Source organism: Acinetobacter indicus, assembly GCF_009914475.1.
Classification (GTDB): Bacteria; Pseudomonadota; Gammaproteobacteria; order Pseudomonadales; family Moraxellaceae; genus Acinetobacter; species Acinetobacter indicus.
On the sequence record NZ_CP045198.1, the window covers coordinates 2,889,969 to 2,909,264 of the forward strand.

Here is a 19,296-nt window from a genome sequence, read left to right on the forward strand (position 1 = left end):
AAAACAATAAACCCGCTTACGCGGGTTTATTTTGATCTCAATCGAGATTACATATTTGGATAGTTTGGACCACCACCACCTTCCGGTGTTACCCAGGTGATGTTCTGCGATGGATCTTTAATGTCACAGGTCTTGCAGTGTACGCAGTTGGCTGCGTTAATCTGGAAGCGCTTGGAACCATCATCATTTTCCATAATTTCATACACACCCGCAGGGCAGTAACGCTGTGCCGGCTCATCCCATTTAGGCAAGTTCACATCGACCGGAATCGAGGCATTGGTTAGTTTCAGGTGCGCTGGCTGGTTTTCTTCGTGTACGGTATTGGATACAAACACCGAAGACAAACGGTCAAAGGTCAGCTTGCCATCCGGTTTTGGATAGTTCGGCTTAAAGCTTACCGCATCTACGGTTTTCAGTGCGCTGAAGTCAGGCACTAAATCATGCAGAGTAAATGGTACTTTAAAGATGTTCTGGTCGATGAAGTTAAACGCACCACCAAACCATTGACCAAACTTGTGCATCGCCGGGCCAAAGTTACGCGCGTTGTAAAGCTCTTCTTTTAGCCAGCTGTTGTTGAACTTCTCAGTGTAAGAGGTTAATTCTTTTACAAAGAAATCTTCACCCTCAGTCACGCGGGCAATGGCCAAGTCACCACCTTTTTCGACACCGGCAGCAATCGCTTCAAAGACTGCTTCACCACAGAGCATGCCGGATTTCATTGCGGTATGAGAGCCTTTGATTTTGGCAAAGTTCAGGAAGCCTGCATCATCACCAATTAAAGAACCACCCGGGAAAGTGAATTTCGGCAGCGAGTTAAAGCCACCTTTGGTCACGGCACGTGCGCCATAAGAAATACGCTTACCACCTTCCAGATACTGTTTAATCAGAGGATGAGTTTTCCAGCGCTGCATTTCCATAAATGGATACATGTGCGGGTTTTCATAAGACAGATCGACGATCATCCCCAGTGTGACCTGGTTGTTTTCCGCGTGGTAGAGCCACCAGCCGCCGGAAGAACCGGTTTCAGACAATGGCCAGCCGGCACCGTGCATCACCAGACCTGGTTTATGTTTGGCCGGATCAATTTCCCACAGCTCTTTAATGCCGATACCGTAGTGTTGAGGGTCGGCATCTTTGTCCAGATTAAATTTTTGGATCAGGCGTTTGCCTAAGTGACCACGACAGCCTTCAGCAAACAGGGTATATTTGGCATGCAGTTCATAACCTGGGGCAAAGTTATGGGTCGGTTCACCATCTTTACCAATGCCCATATCACCGGTTTGAATGCCTTTTACGGTGCCATCTTCATGGTACAGAATCTCAGACGCCGCAAAGCCCGGGAAAATAGACACTTCCAGCTCTTCGGCTTTCTGGCCTAACCAGCGCACCACGTTGCCGAGTGAAATGACATAGTTGCCATCGTTGTGCATGGTTTTTGGCACCATCCAGTGTGGCGCTTCTTTCGAAGTGGTTTCAGACAGCAGGAAGAACGTTTTATCTTCTGTCACCGGTACATTTAAAGGTGCACCTTCTTCTTTCCAGTTCGGGAACAGCTCATTGATGGCACGTGGTTCCAGCACCGCACCTGACAAGATGTGCGCACCGACTTCGGAGCCTTTTTCTACGACACAAACGGACAGATCATTCAGGTTATTTTCAATTGCAAGTTGACGGATTTTAATCGCCGCAGACAGACCCGCAGGGCCAGCACCTACGATAACTACGTCAAACTCCATCGATTCACGTTCGATGTGTTCCATGTAGGACTCCTCATAATACTAGAAGGTGGCAACCGTCATCTCAGAATCCGGTGCTGCCATGAGTGTTCTTAGTTCCTAGACACAAATTTGCTATCGTGTCTTTTATATTGTGGGCTAGTATAGTTTTAAACCTTGGTCTAGCCAATTGGCTGAATCATATTATTTTTCCGTCAGCAGGGTATTCAATGATGAACAATGAGCACAATGAACCAAATCCGACGAAAAAAGTAGCATTTTCTGATGATAAAAATTTAATGGGCATTGCGCAATACTTAAAAGATGCACAGCCCGGTCACAAAAGGTCAATTCCCCCTTTGGAGCAATGGCATCCAAAGCATTGTGGCAAAATGGATTTAACGGTAAAAGCCAATGGAGAATGGTGGCACGAAGGTCAATTGGTGAAGCGCCAGTCATTAATTGAGCTGTTTTCTACCGTACTCTGGAAAGAAGGTCACACGTTCTATTTAAAAACCCCGGTCGAGCAGATTGAAATTGAGGTGGAAGATGAGCCTTTATTTGTCAATCAGGTAGATCAGGTTGATATTGAAGGCAAGACCTATCTGCAACTGACCACTACCACCCAGGACCTGGTGATTGTCGATGAGCAGCATCCGATCTTTATGCGTGAATATGAAGGGGAGTTGCGTCCCTATGTACATGTGCGTTTTGGCCTAAATGCCCTGATCCAGCGCGCGGCTTTTTTTCATCTGGTCGAGCTGGGCAGCTTGCAGGAAAATGCCGAAGGCGATGCAATTTTAAGCCTGAAAAGTGGTGATTTGCTATTGCAATTAGGCACCTGAGGTTTAAGCTTGAGCCATCCTATTTCAAACTGCTCATTCCGCTGCTATGACTGCCATTCATCCCCTTGCTCCTTTGTTGCACCCTATGACCAGAGCGCAGGCGGATGCGCCAATCGGGATTTTTGATTCAGGCATTGGCGGCCTGTCGGTGGCACTGGAAATTGCCCAGCATTTGCCCAATGAACAGATTGTTTATTATGCCGACACGGCGCATGTTCCTTATGGTCCGCGTGATGATCAGGAAATTCGTGAACTGACTGCTCAGGCCATCGAGTGGCTATATCGGCAGGGCTGTAAAATTGCAGTGGTGGCCTGCAATACTGCTTCGGCTTTTAGTCTGGATTATCTGCGTGCGCATTATGGGGAAGATTTCCCGATTGTCGGTTTGGTGCCAGCCTTAAAACCCGCAGTCTTGCAGAGCAAAACCAAAACCGTGGCTGTGCTGGCGACACCAGCGACCTTTCGTGGCCAGCTAATTAAAGACGTGATTCAGCGTTTTGCCTTGCCGGCCGAGGTCAAGGTGATTCCTTTAACTTCGCTTGAGCTGGTGCCTTTTGTGGAAAGCGGAGCGCAAATGAGTGCTGCCTGTTTAACTACTTTAAGTGAACTGTTACAGCCAGTGGTGGATGCTGGCGCAGATCATCTGGTGCTGGGGTGTACCCATTATCCCTTCTTAAAAACTGCGATTCAGTCTATTTTTGGTCAGAAATTGACATTAATTGACTCAGGAACTGCCGTTGCGCGTCAAACTTCCCGCATTTTAACGAAAAATGAGTTATTATTTGAACAGAGCCGAGCCGATCAGGTGCAGATTCATTGTTATGTCAGTGGTCAAAATGCTGAACATTTACAACCGATTGTCGGGCGTCTGATGCCTGAGCAGATCCGCTGGAAAATTTCCAATCTGCCACGCTAAGCCAGCTCCATAAAGAAAGCAACATGATTGCTTCAGCATGACTTATTTTTTGATTGGGGAACAATACTGATGCCCATTGGGCGCTTCAGCTATTGAGGGAAGGAAGAAGAGCCAATGCTCGATAAACGCTATCAGGTATTTATCTCTACGTCCGGTTCAGAGATGCAGCCGGAACGCATGGTATTGACACAGACCTTGGTGGGAATGGGCTTCTTTTCCTGGGGCTTGGAGCAGCGTACGCCATTGAGTACGGCATTTGCCCGTCGTCAGATTGATGACTGCGATTATGTGGTGCTGTTATTGGGCAGCCAGTATGGCGAGCAGTCGGTATCGGGTGTGGGCTATATGCATCTGGAATATATTTACGCGGTCACCAAGCAGAAACCGATGATTGTGTTTATGCATGAAGACCCGGATTCACGTGATGCCAGCTTGCAGGATGCCAAACCTGAACTGCGGGAAAAATTTAAAGAATTCCGTCGCCTGTTACAGCAGGAAGTCGATCAGGTGTTTTGCTATCGCAGCTTGCGTGATCTGGAGCTGGCGGTACGCTTTAATATGCCGCAAATGCTGGAGCGTTATCCGGTGGTGGGCTGGGTGCGTCCGCAAAATACCCAGGCCCTGCATGATGAAATCGAGCAGCTACAGGCCAAAGTGGCCCAGTTAAAAAATGAACTTGGCAAGACCGAAGCCGATCCGTTTTTAAGCCTGCCCAAAGTATCCATGCATGAAGCTTTCCAGTTTGAATACCGGATGCATGCCTATCAGGATGGTAATTTTAAAGAACTGAAAGTACAAAAACAGCTGACCTGGGCGCAGCTGTTCAGTATTTTAGGCTCGACCTTTATTCATCCGACCCCGGAAGAATATTTTTCCAAACGCATGAATGAATATTTAAATGATACCGGCCTGACTGATGCGCGGCGTGAAATGCCACGGGCGCATGCGGTGGCACGGGCGCAAATCAATATTCGTGCCTTGCATACCATTAAAATGCAGATGCGCCAGAATGACTGGATTGTGCAGGCCGGCCGGGATGAACGCCAGCGTATGCTATGGCAGACTACAGCCAAAGGGCAGAAGTTGCTGGACAGTAACCTGCTTGATAATGATCGTGTTTTTCAATATAAATCGACGTATTAATTCATTTAGTAACAGACGGGAAAGCTGTTAAAGTAAACGCGTTCCCTGATGATTCCTGAGAGCCTAATGTCTGTTGTTGCGAAACCGAAAATCACCATTATTCTGGCCAATTTGGGCACACCGGATGCACCGACTGTGCCCGCGGTACGACGTTTTCTGAAACAGTTCCTGTCTGATCAGCGGGTGATTGAAATTCCCAAACTGCTGTGGCAAATCATTTTAAGGCTGTTTATTTTACCGTTTCGTCCCAAACGCGTGGCACATGCCTATGCCATGGTCTGGAATCAGGATTCGCCCATGCGCGAAATTTTGCAGGCGCAGGTTGATGCCGTCAGACAGACCTTAACTCCACTCTACCCGGAATTTGAGCTGAATATTGTGCCAGCCATGACCTATGGCAACCCGGGCATCGACGCTTTGCTGGCAAAGCTGGCCCAGCAGCCGCAAGATCATCTCCTTGTCCTGCCGTTATTCCCACAATATTCCGCAACCTCCACCGCACCACTGTATGATGCTATAGCCAAATGGATTCCGCAGCAGCGCAATTTGCCGGGGCTGAGCATTATCCGCGATTATTATCAGCATCCTTTGTATATTCAGGCTTTGGCGCAGAGTGTGCGTGAATTTCAGGCCGAGCATGGTCCGGCGGAAAAACTGCTGATGTCATTTCACGGTATTCCACAGCCGTATGCCGATAAAGGCGACCCGTATGCCGAGCGCAGTCGCACAACCGCTCAACTGGTGGCGCAGGCGCTGGGTTTAAATGAGGATCAATGGGCGATCAGCTTCCAGTCACGTTTTGGCAAGCAGGAATGGGTCAAGCCCTATACCGATGTACTGCTCGAAGAATGGGGCAAGCAGGGAGTCAAATCGGTTCAGATCATGAGTCCGGCATTTTCTGCCGACTGTCTGGAAACCCTGGAAGAACTGGCGATACAAAATGCCGAGATTTTTCAGCAGGCGGGCGGGGAACACTATGCCTATATTCCGGCGCTCAACCAGCGGGACGATCATTTACAATTGCTGAATGCCTTGCTTCAGGCTAATCTGGATGCGCTGAAACAGACTTTTGCCCATTTTCAACAGGACGCTTAACCCATGTTACAAGTCAAAATTGTGCCGGTCACGGCATTTGCCCAAAACTGTTCCATCGTCTGGGATGCAGAAAGCAAAGACGCCATTTTGATTGATGCGGGCGGTGAACCGGACAAGCTGCAGGCAGAAGTCGAAGCACTGGGCTTAACTGTGAAAGCCTTATGGTTAACTCATGGTCATCTGGATCATGCCGGTGCTGTCGGTGCCTTAAAAAAACGCTGGAATGTGCCGGTCATTGGCCCGCATAAGGAAGATGCATTCTGGCTGGATATGATTCAGGAAGTATCGGCGCGTTATGGTTTCCCGATTCCTGAAAAGGTCGAGGTGGATCAGTGGCTGGAAGGTGGTGAGCAGCTGCAGCTCGGCAATGAACAGTTTGAAGTGCGTTTTGCACCGGGACATACCCCAGGTCATGTGATGTTCTATAATGCCAATTACGGTTTGCTCTGGACTGGTGATGTGCTGTTTAAAGGCTCGATTGGCCGGACAGATTTCCCGCGTGGGAATCATCAGCAATTACTGGATTCAATCCAGCGTGAATGTTTTAGCCTGCCCGATGAAACCCAGTTTATTTCAGGGCATGGTCCGATCAGTACCATTGGTTTTGAAAAACAGCACAATCCTTTTGTGGCGGGGCAGGCCGGTTAATCTGCAAATTTCACCCTAACCAAAGTCAGCACAGTGCTGACTTTTTTATTGCGCCGTTTTGATTGCCATTTATTTGCGAAACGGGTCATTCAGCTGTTTTTTCGCTTCCATGCCAACCAGCCAGGCCATTAAGGCAAATAATACCGCCACCCCAATCAGCAGCGTATCCTGACTATATAAACCGACCGCCAGCATTAAGATTGCGGCAAGCAGAAAGGCGAAAAAAAGAATTTTCAGGAGCGTGGGCATACAGGGCTCGATAATTAGAATCTCGAGGCCATTTAAAAAAGAACCGAATGCGAATAGGGTAACGTTTTGCAGTAAAATTTTTAAATGTGTGCGCTGTTTGCGCAAAGAAGTTTTAAATGTGTAGGATTTTTATTACACCTTTCCAGTAAAAGCGGCTTTTTGTAAAACCGCGTAACTCATTTTAGTCTTCCGGGTTATCTACCGAGGGTGCATCCTGAGTCGGCAGGCGATATTCATCACTGGCCCAGGCGCCCAAATCAATCAGCTTGCAACGCTCGGAACAGAAAGGGCGAAATTCATTGCCTTCCCAGACAGAAGGTTCACCACAACGTGGGCAAGGGAATGTACGTGGCATGCGGGTCTCCTGATAAAATCCCGGATTAGATTAGGCAAAAACAGCTGCACTTGATAGACTTGTGCGGTTTTTTATAAGTTTGATCTGATTATGCCCATTCGTCAATTTCAAGCCCAGCGTATGCATGCTCCGCGTGACTTTCAAGCCATTGCCAATACTCCTGTCTGTGTGGAAATCGGTGCAGGCAAAGGCAAGCACGCGCTGTTGTTCAGTGGGCAACATCCTGAGCAAACCCTGTATGCGATTGAGCGCACCCGGGAAAAGTTTCTGGCCATGCAAAAGCAGCATGGATTAGAACCGCATGCCAATCTGCAGCCAGTCCATGCCGATGCCTTACCGTGGATTGTACATGCGCTATATCCGGCGCAAGTCGAGCAGTGCTTTATTTTATATCCGAATCCGGAGCCGCATAATCCGGCCCAGCGCTGGCTGAACATGCCATTTTTTGAGTTTTTGCTGTCACGTTTGCAACCGAATGGACAGATTACCCTGGCCAGTAATATCCCTGAATATATTGCCGAAGCTGAACAGCAATTATTGGCGCTATGGAAACTACCGTTTGAGAAACAGCGGATTGCCGCCGATTCTGCCCGGACCCATTTTGAAATTAAATATTTGCAGCGCGGTGAATTGTGCCAGCAACTGATTATTCGCAAACCGGAGGGTTATCGTACCCGTTTTGACGATTTTCAGCCGCTTCAGGGCCAGTCGCCAGCGCAGGCAGTGGAAGAATAAGCATGTCCAAGCGGATTGCCATTATCGGGGCAGGCCCGGCCGGCTTGATGGCGGCTGAGGTGCTCAGCCAGTATGGCTATAACCTGCATGTCTATGAGCAGAAGCCTTCGGCAGCACGCAAGTTTTTAATGGCCGGAAAAACCGGGTTAAATATTTCCCATGCCGAAGCAGTGCCGCAGTTTATTCAGCGTTATGATCAGGCCGACTGGCTGGCGCCGTGGATTCAGCGCTGGGATGCTGGCTGGATTCAGGACTGGATGGCAGGCTTGGGCATTCGCTCTTATGTCGGTTCATCCGGGCGGATATTTCCGGTGGAGATGAAAGCTGCACCGCTATTACGGGCCTGGTTAAAACGACTGGCGGATAATGGGGTGCAGTTTCATTACCGCCAGCAGGTCAAAGGCCTTGAGCAGCAACAGCTGCAGATTCTGGACTTAAAACATGGGCAACTGCGCAGTGAAGCATTTGATGCGATTGTGCTGGCTTGTGGTGCGCTGTCGTGGTCGCAATTAGGCAGTGATGGTGCCTGGCAGGACTGGCTCCGTCCAGAGCAGATTGAACCATTTCAGGCCAGCAATGCCGGGGTGGAATATCCGTGGTCCAGCTTTATGCAGCCAGTGTTTGGTCAGCCTTTAAAACGGGTTGAGGCCTGGGTAGAACCGCATACGCGCAGTATCGGCGATATTGTCCTGACCCATTATGGACTGGAAGGCGGCCTGATTTATAAGCAGGGCCGGGCCTTACGTGCACAGCTGAAACAGCAGCAGCGCATGGTGCTGTTTCTGGATTTACTGCCCGAGCAGTCCCAGGCGCAGCTGGCCAAAAAATTACACCCCAGTAAAAAGCAGTCGCTTAGCAATGTCTGGCGTAAAGCCGGTTTAGATGCAGCCAAAAGCAGTCTGCTGCGTGAACTGGTCGATAAAAGCTTATGGCATCAGCCGGAGGCGCTGGCGGCACAGGTGAAACAGCTGCGGATTGAATTAACGGGTTTTCGCCCGATTGAAGAAGCGATTAGCTGTGCCGGCGGAATCAAGCGCAGTGCCTTCAGCCCGCAGTTACAGCTGAAGGATCATCCGGCAGTATTTTGCTGCGGTGAAATGCTGGACTGGGATGCACCCACCGGCGGCTATTTGCTCACGGCCTGTTTTGCCACCGGACGGGCAGCTGGGGAAGGCGTGCATAGCTATCTCGCTACAGGGCAGTAAAACTCACCGGCATTCTCCCTGTAAAGATCAGGGCTATTTAGGCCCTGAAATGATAGATGTTATTTATTGGTCGAGCTGTGGATACTGGTCGCGCCAGTGTTCTAATTGCTCTTGGGCATGAATAAATTTCCCCAGACCTTTAACGCTGTCTGGTGCACTCTCCGATGCAGCTGAAGCTGGTTGCTGGGCATGCAGCTGGGCCTGATGATCCCAATATTCATACATCAGGCCCTGAATATAGCGGCCTTGTTCGGTCTTTAAATCCAGTTCTTTCAGCATATTCAGAGCCGACTGGATATTGTCACCTTGCCGGCTTCGTGCAAAGCCATCATCCAGCGTACCTTGCTGCTGCATTTGCATCAGTTCGGCTTCCATGTCTTCACTCATCTGGCCAAAACGCTGTTCATAGTCGGTTAACAACTGCAGGTCATGCAAGTCCTGCTCGGTTTTCGGGAAGTCGCGCACCGGCTCACTTTTCAGTTCTTGCAGCACCTGATCTTCGGCGCTTAATTCCTGCTTCGGTTCTGGTGACGGATTACGCTCGCAGGCACTCAGCAGCAGTGCACTGCCAAGCAGACAGGCCAGAGATAAAGGTTTGATCAGATTGGACATGACAGGTTCATCCTTATTGTTCTGTAATTTTTGTAAAGCTATACACATGGGTGAGGTAGGGAAAGTCAATTTGTTGCTGCGGCTGTTTGCCTGTATATTGCAGCACCATCTGCTCGAACTGCTGTTTCAGCTGCTGTTGCTGATGTTCAGGCAGCGCGGCAATAAAACTGGTAGAAAGCAGGCGTTTTGACACCACCTGTTCAACTGTACCGCTTTGCCATTGCTGAAAAGTAGCTTCTGCGTTAGCGTTAAAGCCGGTTGCAGCCGAAAAGACCTGTCGCCATTGGCCGCTATGAAAACGCGGGGTATCACCTTCCAGCGGTGCTATATGCTCGGCCAGTGCCTTGACCCAGTCGATGCGGGTGTCACGCTGATTCCAGATCAGCAATAGCTGACCACCCGGTTTCAGCACCCGGTAAATTTCGTTCAGGGTTTCAAGATTGGCAAACCAGTGAAAGGACTGCGCGCAGCAGACGGCATCGACACTGGCATCAGGCAGTGGCAGGGCATGACTATAGGCTTGAATGCTTTGCACATCAGGATAGTGTTGCTGCAGTTGTGCCAGCATTTCGGCCACTGGCTCAACAGCAATCACATGCGGGCTAAGCTGTTGCAGAATCGGCAGGAATTTACCGGTACCGGCACCCAGGTCGACACAGACCGGTGCGGCATCAGATTTGAGCTGGTTTTTTAACCATGCAACCAGCGCTTGTGGATAACTTGGTCGGACCTGTTGATAAAGTTTGGCGGCTGTGGAAAAGCCTTGTTCTGCTGCAGGATGGAGGAATTGTGTCATATTTTGCGCTTTTTTATCTGCCGGGCATCTATAAAATAACATATTCGCTTTTTAGTCGTCGGCATACGGTCTATTTGTTATTTTGAATCTTGATAGAGGGCTGTGCAGCTCTGGTGTGGGAATGGATAAACACATAATTTTTGAAGACGATCATATCCGCGTCATCTGGATGCCCGGTCATTCAGAGGCGCTGATTTTTTCTTTTGGCGATTTAATTACCCGCGCCAAAGGCCTGACCATTAATGCTGAAAAGTCATTGAGCAAACACGGCTATAATGTGGTTGGCATCATGCCAAAGGAGAAATCCTGGTTTCCCGAACAGTCGATGCGCGCGATGCTGAATGAAATTGCCGCCACCATTGCGCCGTTTCAGCAGCGTATTGGCTATGGCGGTTCGATGGGTGGTTATGCGGCCATCAAATATTCCAACCTGCTTGATTTGCAACGTGTGGTGGCACTGGTGCCGCAATATTCGATTGATCCGGAAGATATTCTGGACACGCGCTACAATATGTTCTTCCATCCGCAGCACAATGCTGACATGCGTATTCAGCCCCAAGATGTTTCGGCTGAGCGCGAATATATCGTGATTTATGATCCGCACTATGCCGAAGACCGCGCCCAGTATTTAAAACTGCAGGCGGTACTGCCTTCGCTGCAGACCCTGCATTTACCGTTTACCGGACATGATGCGATTGCGGTGCTGGCCAGTTCCGATTTGCTCAATGATTTTCTTAGCCATCCTTTTGATCCGGCACATTTTTACCAGAAGATGCGTCAGGTCAAAAAGAACAGCAAGTTCTACTATCGCAAGCTGATTGAAAACCTGTTGCCACGGCACAAACATGCGCTGGGGCAAATCCTGAAAAATAACGAACTGCAACTGGACAGCGGCTTTTTTGATGTCAAGCTCAAGCAGAACCTGATTCGCTCGCTGCTCAGCAATAAACAGGTCGATCAGCATGACCTGCATAAACTCGGGATTCAGTTTAACCTGCCGCAGGAAAGCCGCCGCCAGCTGATGGACTGTTTTGGCCATGGGCTGGTATTTAATGTCATTAGCCAGAAGATCGAAAGCTATGCTGCCAGTGCTGTGGCCTTAAACCATAAATTCCTGATTCCGATTTATGCCAAGGGCAATGGACTGGTACAAATCTGGCTGAATGACCAGCGTTATATTGTGGCCATGAATGATCGTCAGGTCATGAAACTGTTTCAGGAACAGGATGAGCTCAGCGCCGGTATGCACCCCATCGTGATTAAAAAATACAGCGATTATTATGTGCTGAGTTATAAACAGCTGAATTTAAGTAGTGATGAATTTGGCGGCAATGAATTTGTCGATGATAGCCCGGAAAGTGCCAAATTTGTGACCCAGCCCGAAGTGGTGCTGTAAGCCAAAACTGCACTGACCCCGAAGTCCTTGTTTTATTTTATATTCAGGCTAAGATGAAGATGGATGTAAAACAACCAGTGGATAAAAGTAGGGTAGTGTTATGACCATTCGATCTCTGTCTGTTGTGGTACTGAGCCTGCTGGGTTGGGCTGTTCCGTCGGTGGCTTCGGCACAAACGGTGCATTATTCAGCCTATATGGTGTTCGGCAGTGGCCTGTTATTGGTATTGGCTTTAACCATTTATGTCATTCGGCAAATCCGCTTTTCTTTACGCAATTATCACAGCAAGCGCCCATGAACTCATGGGCGTTTTTTTGTGGGCATCCCATTTTTGAACTGACGCGCAGCGCTACAAGTGTGCTTTAATTTCTTCACGCCATGATGAGAGGATGCACCACATGAACGCCATATTTCTGGATTTTGCCTCGCTGGATCAGGATGATTTACAGCTAGAAGACTTAAACGCTGTCTTTCAGCAGCAGTTAACGCTGTATCCAACCACTTCGCCTGCAGAGCTGCTGCCACGGGTGCAATCTGCCGAGGTGATTATCAGCAATAAAGTCTTGCTGGATGCCGCGACATTACAGCAATGCCCGCAGCTTAAACTGATCCTGATTTCAGCCACCGGTACCAATAATGTCGATTTGGAACAGGCACGCCGCCAGGGTGTGGTGGTGTGTAACTGTCAGGGTTATGGCACGGCCGCAGTGGCGCAACATACCTTAATGCTGATGTTAAATCTGGCTACTTCTTTTGTGCGTTATCATCAGGCGGTGCAACAGGGCCAGTGGCAGCGTTCTAGCCAGTTCTGTCTGCTGGATTATCCAATTGTCGAGCTGGCTGGAAAAACGCTGGGCATTGTCGGTTATGGTGAGTTGGGGCAGGCAGTGGCCAAGCTAGCCGAAGCCTTCGGCATGCAGGTCAAAATTGCTGCTCTCGCCAACCGGCCACAATCTGCGTCGCGGGTGCCTTTTGCCGAGCTGTTACCGCAGGTAGATTTTTTAAGCCTGCATTGTCCACTGACCGAAGATACCCGGGATTTAATCGGGCCGGCTGAGTTTGCTGCCATGAAACATAGCGCGTTTTTAGTTAACTGTGCCCGCGGCGGTATTGTCAATGAAGCGGCGCTGGCCGAAGCCTTACAGTCCGGACAAATTGCCGGTGCGGCGATGGATGTGCTGAGTGTCGAGCCACCCAAGCAGGGCAATATCCTGTTAGACTCAGCTATTCCCAATTTAATTTTAACCCCGCATAGTGCATGGGGCAGTGTAGATGCGCGGCAGCGGATTGTGCAGCAAATGGTAGAAAACGTGATCGCGTTTCAGCAGGGCCAACCGATCCGTCAGGTCAATTAAGCAGATATCAAGCAATAAAAAATACGGACGCATTCAGGTCCGTATTTTTGGGTGGAATGAAAAGGCGAGTGATGATGAGGCTCTCGCTCACTCCCGTCTTAAAGTTCGGTCACGGCATAGCTGGTGGCCCCTGAACCGGTTTCAGCAGGTACTGATGCCGCCGGTTGAGCGGTATCTGGCTGACTCAAGCTGCCCTGTACAATTGGTACCGGCTGTTGCGGTGCGCCGCCTAAAGCTTCTTTGGTGTCCTGAATTTTCTGGTTGGCCTGTTGCGTGGTGTTGCTGGTTAAGGTTTTGGTATTTTCCCAGGCCTGATGCACCGAAGGCCGTACTTTTTGCACACCTTTTTCTGCCACTTCACCAACCCGATCTGCCGCGTTTAAAACACCTTGCTGTGCTTTATAGGCCCAGACATGCAGTAAATTCGGATTATCGGCATACGGCTGAATCGGGGCTTGGAGCTTGGTGCTGCTATTCGCTTCTGCTGGTGGAGTTTGTGCCCAGACTGCAGTGCCCATGAGCATAAGGCCAACAGCCAATACGGATTTCATTTTATGCATAATCATGACCCCTGCTAAAAGAGAATGGAAAGCCTAAGCCTAAACTGAAGGCATGAAGAAATCATGAAGATTCCTGTTACTGTGTTGAGCATCTGCTGAATTGTCTTGAAACTCAACCACAAAATTAAAAAAGCCCGCAGGGTTGCAGGCTTGGTTCTCTCATTTTGATTATTGTGCAGCGCCAACCGCGGTATGGGTTTTACTGCTGACTTTGGCTTTGGCCACAGGCGTATCGACATCAACCTGCGCATTGCTGTGCAATTGTACCTGTGCCGATTTCTGTTTCAGGCTGTTTTTGGTTTTTTCCGTACGATCTGCGGCATGTTCACGGGCTGCTGCGGCTTTCTTGGCGGCAGACTGTTTCAGTTCGCTTGAGCGTTCATAGGCCGCCTGTTTTAAATCTGCGGCTTTTTCTTTGCCGGCTTCGGCTTTTTCATTGCTGAACTGTTTGGTGTTTTGCCAGGTGTTCTGGGTCGTGGTTTTTACGCTATGTAATCCTTGACCGACATGCTCGCCTGCGCTGTGTAAGGTCTGCTGCGTACCTTGCACTACATTATTTAAAAGTCCACCAGCCTGTGGCGTCTGCACATCTGCCGATGCGTTGACATTGGCCTGAAGTGCGGGCGCGGCATACAGTGAAGATGTCGCGAGTAGGGCGCTGCTCATGAATATTGTTGTGAGAGTTTTCTTCATAGGATTTTCCTTGCATGTGTGCCACAGACGCAATGCTGTGAGCGGTGCCTATCTTAAGGAGAAAAATATGCGCCGATATGCTTTATGCAAAAACATCCACAATCTTGCTACAACTGCTTAACAATTCAGGCATTTTTGTACACCGGGGATTGGCTGCGAAGTCTTATACCAGTTGGTATAGCAGATATAATTTGAATGATGAAAAATCTATTTATTTTTCGGGTTATTTTTATTTTTTCTAGGAAATGTGGAAAAGCACCATACCTTTTGCAGGCATGATGCTTGAATTTTTAGTTACATTGCGCCAGGGCATCTTTATGGAAATGATCGCGCAGGGTCAGGAAGTTTTTCTGTACCGTGGCATCATGCAGGTCAAAATTATGGGCGGTGCTGGTGCCATCTTGGGCAAAGGTAGCTGAACCGGCTGAAATGAGGGTGTTGCCTTTAAATGCCCATTGTTCAATTGAGCGGCCGGCTTTGAGCTGCCCTCTAAATTCAATCACGCATTTATCAATAAACTTGGTCAGTTTGGCCGAGTTATGCGTGGTGTCTGGATAGACCTCAAGATTTTGGACTTCTTGTAATACCCCCGCTTGTAGTTGTGGAATGACTGGCGCAGAGGTACATGCACCCAGAGAAAGGCAAGTTAGACCAGATAAAATTAAAGTTTTAAGTTTCATAAGCTTCTTTCTTGTTGAGTGTTTTCAGTTTGAGTATAGGGAATATGGAAGGAAAAGCCTATAGGTATGACCTATAGAATAGTAGTACTTAAGAGAAGGAGGAGAGAATTAACTGTAAAGTGAGTAGTGGCGTGTTTGTAAGGTCAGTAATTGAGGTTTTAAATGATTTAAATCTTCATTGAGGCCTACACGTTTTGCCAGAGGGTCAACTAATCTTCTTGTATCATGAGTGCTCGGCAATGGAACGACATTCAAGGCTTGGGAGAGTGCTTTAAGTTGTTGGCGTCTAGAAACACTTGAGCATGAGTATCTGCGGAATTTTTCTAATAGAAAAAACAGTCGGCGCTTTTCTAAGGGGTTTAAACTGGAACTCACAGCAGGTAGTAGTTCTGAATATAATAATGCTTCAGCAACGGGTTTAACCTGCTCGAATGTTGCAGAATTCAATGGCTGCTTTAACAGTGCTTTTAAAGCATGCTCAAATTCCAACTGATTCATGGTGTCAATCTCCCAGGTCTGAAAGAAGCGAAATCATATATTGAATATTAGAATCTAATTGCTCAGGTGTAACGTAATAGTCTTTAGCATTATTTGCTATTTCTTTGAACTGCTCAAGCGAAAACTTGTTTCTTGCATATAACGCTTGAATATCTTCGATGTCTCTGTCAGATAAGCGTGCCAATTTAGAAACAGCCAAATCTACGCCAGATACGAGATAGACCTCTACGATACTTTCAGCGGTTAAGGGGATAACTCGTTCCCTGTAATCAGGATCGATGGAGGCAAGGCTGGTATTAAATCCACTGTCAAATTCTAAATTTGTTTCAAGATTATTATGATCCAGATATTCAATATCATTATTTTCTAGAAATAAGAAAATATCTTCTTTTTTTAATTGGCTGATCGATTGGATTTCAGCATCAATATCATTGCTACCTCGAGCATTGGTGTGGATGTGAAACGCACAGCCACCAAAAATAAATGCCTTAACGGCACCATGAGGAAGATATTGATGATTCATTGAAATCCAATCCTCAAGCTCTTGAAAGAGCTTGAGGATTGCAAGGGTGATAGGTGAGTCGTTATAAATACTCATCTTTAGTGTTGAAGCACCGAAATATCCGCCACTTTGGTAAATAAGGCGCGAAGCTGAGCAAGCAAGCGTAAACGGTTTGTTTTTAATTCAGCATCGTCAGCCATCACCATTACACCGTCAAAGAATGCATCAACAGGCGCACGAAGTGCAGCAAGTGCAGAGAGCGCAGCAGTGTAGTCTTTAGCAGCAAATAATGGCTCAACCATTGGTGTGATTTTCGCAAGTTCAGCGAACAATGCTTTTTCAGCATCTTCAACCAAGTTTGCTTCAACCACTTCGCCAGCTGGTGCCGCTTCTTTGGCAAGAATATTGGCAACACGTTTGTTCGCAGCAGCAAGGGCAGCAGCTTCAGGCAATGCACGGAAGTGATTTACCGCATTGACACGTTTGTCAAAATCAAGTGGTGATTTTGGTGACAACGCTTGAACCGCTTGAATCACGTCAACAGCAACGCCTTGGTCTTCGTATTTGGCACGGTAACGACCTTCTAAGAATGCAGCTGCATCGTTTAAAGTCTTGTCGTGATCTTTGAGTACATCGCCATACGCAGCTAAAGCAAGTTTGATCAAATCTTCGATTGAAACATCAAGCTCGTTTTCAGTCACTAGACGTAAGATACCAATTGCAGAACGACGCAGGGCAAACGGGTCTTTCGAACCTGTAGGCGCTTGACCAATACCGAAAATACCGGTGAGCGTATCTAAGCGGTCTGCAAGCGCAATGGTTGTACCTGTTTTGGTTTTCGGTAAAACATCACCTGCAAATTTAGGCAAGTACTGCTCGCCAAGTGCTTCAGCCACTTCATCATTTTCGCCTTCAAGACGTGCATAGTAAGTTCCCGCGATGCCTTGAAGTTCTGGGAATTCACCCACAAGCTCAGAGGTTAAGTCACATTTTGCCAGCAGGGCAGCTTTTTCAGCGTCAGCCGCATTTGCACCTGTAATTGGCGCAAGCGCAACAGCAAGTTTGGCAATACGTTCAGATTTGTTCCAAAGCGTACCCAATTCTGCCTGGAAGACCATGTTTGCCAATTTCTCTTTACGAGAAGCAAGCGGTTGTTTTTGGTCTTGCAGGAAGAAGAATTCAGCATCCGACAAACGTGGACGAACGACTTTCTCGTTACCTTCAATAATTTGTGACGGATCTTTCGACTCGATGTTTGACACCGTAATGAAGTACGGTTGCAGTTTATTATCGCTATTCACCAGGCAGAAGTACTTTTGGTTGTCCTGCATGGTCGTAATAAGCGCTTCTTGAGGAACAGCAAGGAAGCGTTCTTCAAAGCTTGCACGAAGTGCAACAGGCCATTCTACAAGAGCTGTTACTTCGTCACGAAGATCTGCAGGCACAATCGCAATGGCATTCACTTCATCAGCAAGTGCTTTCACTTGTTGGTCGATGATGGCTTGACGCTCTTCAAAAGACGCCACAACGTAAGCTGCTTTAAGCTTGCTTAAGTATTCATCAGCATGCGTTAAAGTGATTGCTTCAGGCGCATGGAAACGGTGACCATACGTCACGTTACCAGCTTTGTGATCTTGAATGGTGGCATCAACCACGTCATTGTCTTTCAGCAACACTACCCATTTCACAGGACGTACGAATTCGGTACGGCTGGCTGCAGAACGCATGCGTTTTGCAATTGGCAGGTTGTCCAAGGCATTTTGTAAAATTTGCGGTAACAGCGCATCCAGGCTTTGGCCTTTGACATCTTTTAAGTAGCAAACTTTTTCAACTTTACCGGCCTGGAATGTCGAAACCTGATCAACCGTAATGCCTTGGCCACGCATAAAGCCTTCAAGCGCTTTGGTTGGCTTGCCTTCTGCATCATATGCTGCTTGCACAGCAGGGCCGTCAAAACGTTTTTGTGTATCGGCTTGCGCGCCATCTACATTGACGATTTTAAGCGCCAAACGACGTGGTGCAGCATAAGCTTCGATTGAATCGAAAGCCAGACCTGCATCTTTTAAGCCTTTAACCGTTTCTGCCTGTAACGCATCACGTAATTTTTTCAGGCTTTTTGGTGGAAGTTCTTCACAGCCAAGTTCAAATAAAACAGTATGTTTAGACATTATTTGCTCTCCGCTGATTTTTCTGCTTGCGCGGCTTCCGCCTCAACCTGTGCTTTTAACTGTGCCAGAACTTCATCACGTAAGTGCGGTTCCGCCATTGGGAAACCAAGCTCTGCACGTGCGGCCACGTAGCTTTGTGCAATGGCACGCGCCAATGTACGGACACGTAAAATGTAGCGCTGACGCTCAGTCACAGAAATTGCACCACGCGCATCGAGCAAGTTAAAGCTGTGTGATGCTTTGACCACTTGCTCATAAGCAGGAAGTGGCAGTTTTGCTTCCATCAAACGAGAGGCTTCTGCTTCGTAAAAATCGAACAGTTCAAACAGTTTGTCGACTGGCGCATATTCAAAGTTATAGGTCGATTGTTCTACTTCATTTTGATGGAATACATCGCCATAGGTGACCGTACCGAACTGACCTTTAGTCCAAACAAGGTCATACACAGAGTCGACCCCTTGCAGATACATCGCCAGACGTTCTAAACCGTAAGTGATTTCACCGGTGACCGGATAACATTCAACCCCACCGACTTGCTGGAAGTAAGTGAATTGCGTCACTTCCATACCATTCAGCCAGACTTCCCAACCTAAGCCCCAAGCACCGAGTGTTGGTGATTCCCAGTTATCTTCGACAAAACGGATGTCGTGAACCAAAGGATCAATCCCGATGGCTTTTAAAGAATCCAGATATAACTGCTGGATGTTGTCCGGGTTTGGCTTTAATACCACCTGGAACTGGTAGTAGTGTTGCAAACGGTTCGGGTTTTCACCATAACGGCCATCTTTCGGACGACGTGATGGTTGCACATAAGCGGCATTCCAGGTTTCAGGACCCAGTGCGCGAAGGAAGGTCGCAGTGTGGAATGTTCCTGCACCCATTTCCATGTCGTAAGGCTGCAACACGACGCAGCCTTGCTCCGCCCAGTAATTTTGTAAGGCAAGAATTAAGCCTTGGAAAGTATCAATATGCGATATGGCGCGACTCATGGTCATCCACTTAAAATTAGAGAAAAATTGTGCTCAATTATAAGGATTTTGGCGGGAGGTAGCAAAGGTTATCCATACAATGCTGGCGCTTTGATCAGGAAGCGAAGCCTAACCGAAAAATCGTCGTAAAAAATCAGTAGA

Annotated in this window: 22 protein-coding genes; 10 read left to right on the forward strand and 12 right to left on the reverse strand. The window is 48.0% G+C overall.

What is annotated here, in order from left to right; genetic code table 11:
- Positions 1-47 precede the first annotated feature (47 nt).
- On the reverse strand, positions 48-1,760 hold the full coding sequence (locus tag GA693_RS14160; protein WP_016659624.1) for an electron transfer flavoprotein-ubiquinone oxidoreductase: 1,713 nt from the start codon (positions 1,758-1,760) through the stop codon (positions 48-50).
- Positions 1,761-1,948: 188 nt separating this feature from the next.
- On the opposite strand from GA693_RS14160, the gene GA693_RS14165 reads away from it, so the two are divergent.
- The 5 genes from GA693_RS14165 (at position 1,949) to GA693_RS14185 (ending at position 6,362) form a co-directional block, all read left to right on the forward strand.
- Positions 1,949-2,560 (forward strand): DUF1285 domain-containing protein, encoded by a 612-nt coding sequence (locus GA693_RS14165; protein WP_034598302.1) that lies wholly within the window; start codon positions 1,949-1,951, stop codon positions 2,558-2,560.
- 46 nt (positions 2,561-2,606) lie between these two features.
- Positions 2,607-3,476, forward strand: coding sequence for a glutamate racemase (gene murI, locus GA693_RS14170; protein ID WP_127801786.1), 870 nt, complete (start codon positions 2,607-2,609; stop codon positions 3,474-3,476).
- 114 nt (positions 3,477-3,590) lie between these two features.
- Positions 3,591-4,619 (forward strand): DUF4062 domain-containing protein, encoded by a 1,029-nt coding sequence (locus tag GA693_RS14175; RefSeq protein WP_127801785.1) that lies wholly within the window; start codon positions 3,591-3,593, stop codon positions 4,617-4,619.
- A 66-nt stretch (positions 4,620-4,685) separates the two neighbouring features.
- Positions 4,686-5,714: a ferrochelatase gene (hemH, locus tag GA693_RS14180; RefSeq protein ID WP_016659620.1), complete on the forward strand. Its 1,029-nt coding sequence runs from the start codon at positions 4,686-4,688 to the stop codon at positions 5,712-5,714.
- A gap of 3 nt (positions 5,715-5,717) precedes the next feature.
- A complete protein-coding gene (locus GA693_RS14185) occupies positions 5,718-6,362 on the forward strand; it encodes an MBL fold metallo-hydrolase (RefSeq protein ID WP_016659619.1) in 645 nt (214 codons plus the stop codon).
- A gap of 69 nt (positions 6,363-6,431) precedes the next feature.
- Here GA693_RS14185 and GA693_RS14190 read toward each other — a convergent pair whose 3' ends face one another.
- On the reverse strand, positions 6,432-6,611 hold the full coding sequence (locus GA693_RS14190; protein WP_005181916.1) for a hypothetical protein: 180 nt from the start codon (positions 6,609-6,611) through the stop codon (positions 6,432-6,434).
- Positions 6,612-6,792: 181 nt separating this feature from the next.
- Positions 6,793-6,966, reverse strand: coding sequence for a DNA gyrase inhibitor YacG (locus GA693_RS14195; RefSeq protein ID WP_005181919.1), 174 nt, complete (start codon positions 6,964-6,966; stop codon positions 6,793-6,795).
- An 84-nt stretch (positions 6,967-7,050) separates the two neighbouring features.
- Between GA693_RS14195 and GA693_RS14200 the strand changes: the two genes are divergently transcribed.
- A complete protein-coding gene (locus tag GA693_RS14200; RefSeq protein ID WP_171293274.1) occupies positions 7,051-7,701 on the forward strand; it encodes a class I SAM-dependent methyltransferase in 651 nt (216 codons plus the stop codon).
- A gap of 2 nt (positions 7,702-7,703) precedes the next feature.
- Positions 7,704-8,906 carry a TIGR03862 family flavoprotein gene (locus GA693_RS14205; RefSeq protein WP_160241657.1) on the forward strand — a complete coding sequence of 401 codons (1,203 nt, stop codon included), beginning with the start codon at positions 7,704-7,706 and terminating at the stop codon, positions 8,904-8,906.
- A gap of 63 nt (positions 8,907-8,969) precedes the next feature.
- Here GA693_RS14205 and GA693_RS14210 read toward each other — a convergent pair whose 3' ends face one another.
- Both GA693_RS14210 and GA693_RS14215 read right to left on the reverse strand, forming a co-directional pair.
- Entirely contained in the window at positions 8,970-9,518 is a 549-nt protein-coding gene (locus GA693_RS14210; RefSeq protein WP_160241656.1) for a hypothetical protein, read from the reverse strand.
- 13 nt (positions 9,519-9,531) lie between these two features.
- Positions 9,532-10,314 carry a class I SAM-dependent methyltransferase gene (locus tag GA693_RS14215; RefSeq protein WP_034598303.1) on the reverse strand — a complete coding sequence of 261 codons (783 nt, stop codon included), beginning with the start codon at positions 10,312-10,314 and terminating at the stop codon, positions 9,532-9,534.
- 121 nt (positions 10,315-10,435) lie between these two features.
- Here GA693_RS14215 and GA693_RS14220 point away from each other — a divergent pair, with 121 nt between their 5' ends.
- The 3 genes from GA693_RS14220 to GA693_RS14230 all read left to right on the forward strand — a co-directional run bounded on the left by GA693_RS14220 (position 10,436) and on the right by GA693_RS14230 (position 13,065).
- Entirely contained in the window at positions 10,436-11,710 is a 1,275-nt protein-coding gene (locus tag GA693_RS14220; RefSeq protein ID WP_160241655.1) for a hypothetical protein, read from the forward strand.
- Positions 11,711-11,810: 100 nt separating this feature from the next.
- The gene (locus GA693_RS14225; RefSeq protein WP_160241654.1) at positions 11,811-12,008 is read left to right on the forward strand and encodes a hypothetical protein; all 198 of its coding nucleotides are present in this window, start codon (positions 11,811-11,813) and stop codon (positions 12,006-12,008) included.
- A gap of 100 nt (positions 12,009-12,108) precedes the next feature.
- Positions 12,109-13,065, forward strand: coding sequence for a 2-hydroxyacid dehydrogenase (locus tag GA693_RS14230; protein WP_160241653.1), 957 nt, complete (start codon positions 12,109-12,111; stop codon positions 13,063-13,065).
- A gap of 98 nt (positions 13,066-13,163) precedes the next feature.
- Here the strand turns inward: GA693_RS14230 and GA693_RS14235 are convergent, their stop codons facing one another.
- From GA693_RS14235 to glyQ, 7 genes are all read right to left on the reverse strand, one after another.
- On the reverse strand, positions 13,164-13,589 hold the full coding sequence (locus GA693_RS14235; RefSeq protein WP_104470692.1) for a hypothetical protein: 426 nt from the start codon (positions 13,587-13,589) through the stop codon (positions 13,164-13,166).
- 204 nt (positions 13,590-13,793) lie between these two features.
- A complete protein-coding gene (locus tag GA693_RS14240) occupies positions 13,794-14,318 on the reverse strand; it encodes a hypothetical protein (protein ID WP_160241652.1) in 525 nt (174 codons plus the stop codon).
- Positions 14,319-14,608: 290 nt separating this feature from the next.
- Positions 14,609-14,998, reverse strand: coding sequence for a hypothetical protein (locus GA693_RS14245; protein WP_005181941.1), 390 nt, complete (start codon positions 14,996-14,998; stop codon positions 14,609-14,611).
- A gap of 108 nt (positions 14,999-15,106) precedes the next feature.
- Entirely contained in the window at positions 15,107-15,496 is a 390-nt protein-coding gene (locus GA693_RS14250) for a hypothetical protein (RefSeq protein WP_005181943.1), read from the reverse strand.
- Between the two features lie 4 nt (positions 15,497-15,500).
- Positions 15,501-16,094, reverse strand: a complete 594-nt coding sequence (locus GA693_RS14255) for a DUF6036 family nucleotidyltransferase (protein WP_034598129.1) — start codon at positions 16,092-16,094, stop codon at positions 15,501-15,503.
- A 2-nt stretch (positions 16,095-16,096) separates the two neighbouring features.
- Positions 16,097-18,166 (reverse strand): glycine--tRNA ligase subunit beta, encoded by a 2,070-nt coding sequence (gene glyS / locus GA693_RS14260; protein WP_160241651.1) that lies wholly within the window; start codon positions 18,164-18,166, stop codon positions 16,097-16,099.
- Positions 18,166-19,155, reverse strand: coding sequence for a glycine--tRNA ligase subunit alpha (gene glyQ, locus GA693_RS14265; protein WP_005181950.1), 990 nt, complete (start codon positions 19,153-19,155; stop codon positions 18,166-18,168). Before glyQ ends, glyS begins: the two co-directional genes overlap by 1 nt.
- Positions 19,156-19,296: the final 141 nt, after the last annotated feature.

Coding starts and splice junctions, on each gene's coding strand:
- GA693_RS14225 (WP_160241654.1), top strand. CDS start 11,811: ATGACCATTCGATCTCTGTCTGTTGTGGTACTGAGCCTGCTGGGTTGG.
- GA693_RS14245 (WP_005181941.1), bottom strand. CDS start 14,998: ATGAAACTTAAAACTTTAATTTTATCTGGTCTAACTTGCCTTTCTCTG.
- GA693_RS14190 (WP_005181916.1), bottom strand. CDS start 6,611: ATGCCCACGCTCCTGAAAATTCTTTTTTTCGCCTTTCTGCTTGCCGCA.
- glyQ (WP_005181950.1), bottom strand. CDS start 19,155: ATGAGTCGCGCCATATCGCATATTGATACTTTCCAAGGCTTAATTCTT.
- GA693_RS14250 (WP_005181943.1), bottom strand. CDS start 15,496: ATGAATCAGTTGGAATTTGAGCATGCTTTAAAAGCACTGTTAAAGCAG.
- GA693_RS14235 (WP_104470692.1), bottom strand. CDS start 13,589: ATGCTCATGGGCACTGCAGTCTGGGCACAAACTCCACCAGCAGAAGCG.
- GA693_RS14220 (WP_160241655.1), top strand. CDS start 10,436: ATGGATAAACACATAATTTTTGAAGACGATCATATCCGCGTCATCTGG.
- GA693_RS14240 (WP_160241652.1), bottom strand. CDS start 14,318: ATGAAGAAAACTCTCACAACAATATTCATGAGCAGCGCCCTACTCGCG.
- GA693_RS14205 (WP_160241657.1), top strand. CDS start 7,704: ATGTCCAAGCGGATTGCCATTATCGGGGCAGGCCCGGCCGGCTTGATG.
- hemH (WP_016659620.1), top strand. CDS start 4,686: ATGTCTGTTGTTGCGAAACCGAAAATCACCATTATTCTGGCCAATTTG.
- GA693_RS14160 (WP_016659624.1), bottom strand. CDS start 1,760: ATGGAACACATCGAACGTGAATCGATGGAGTTTGACGTAGTTATCGTA.
- GA693_RS14175 (WP_127801785.1), top strand. CDS start 3,591: ATGCTCGATAAACGCTATCAGGTATTTATCTCTACGTCCGGTTCAGAG.
- GA693_RS14255 (WP_034598129.1), bottom strand. CDS start 16,094: ATGAGTATTTATAACGACTCACCTATCACCCTTGCAATCCTCAAGCTC.
- GA693_RS14210 (WP_160241656.1), bottom strand. CDS start 9,518: ATGTCCAATCTGATCAAACCTTTATCTCTGGCCTGTCTGCTTGGCAGT.
- GA693_RS14185 (WP_016659619.1), top strand. CDS start 5,718: ATGTTACAAGTCAAAATTGTGCCGGTCACGGCATTTGCCCAAAACTGT.
- GA693_RS14215 (WP_034598303.1), bottom strand. CDS start 10,314: ATGACACAATTCCTCCATCCTGCAGCAGAACAAGGCTTTTCCACAGCC.
- GA693_RS14195 (WP_005181919.1), bottom strand. CDS start 6,966: ATGCCACGTACATTCCCTTGCCCACGTTGTGGTGAACCTTCTGTCTGG.
- glyS (WP_160241651.1), bottom strand. CDS start 18,166: ATGTCTAAACATACTGTTTTATTTGAACTTGGCTGTGAAGAACTTCCA.
- GA693_RS14165 (WP_034598302.1), top strand. CDS start 1,949: ATGAACAATGAGCACAATGAACCAAATCCGACGAAAAAAGTAGCATTT.
- GA693_RS14230 (WP_160241653.1), top strand. CDS start 12,109: ATGAACGCCATATTTCTGGATTTTGCCTCGCTGGATCAGGATGATTTA.
- murI (WP_127801786.1), top strand. CDS start 2,607: ATGACTGCCATTCATCCCCTTGCTCCTTTGTTGCACCCTATGACCAGA.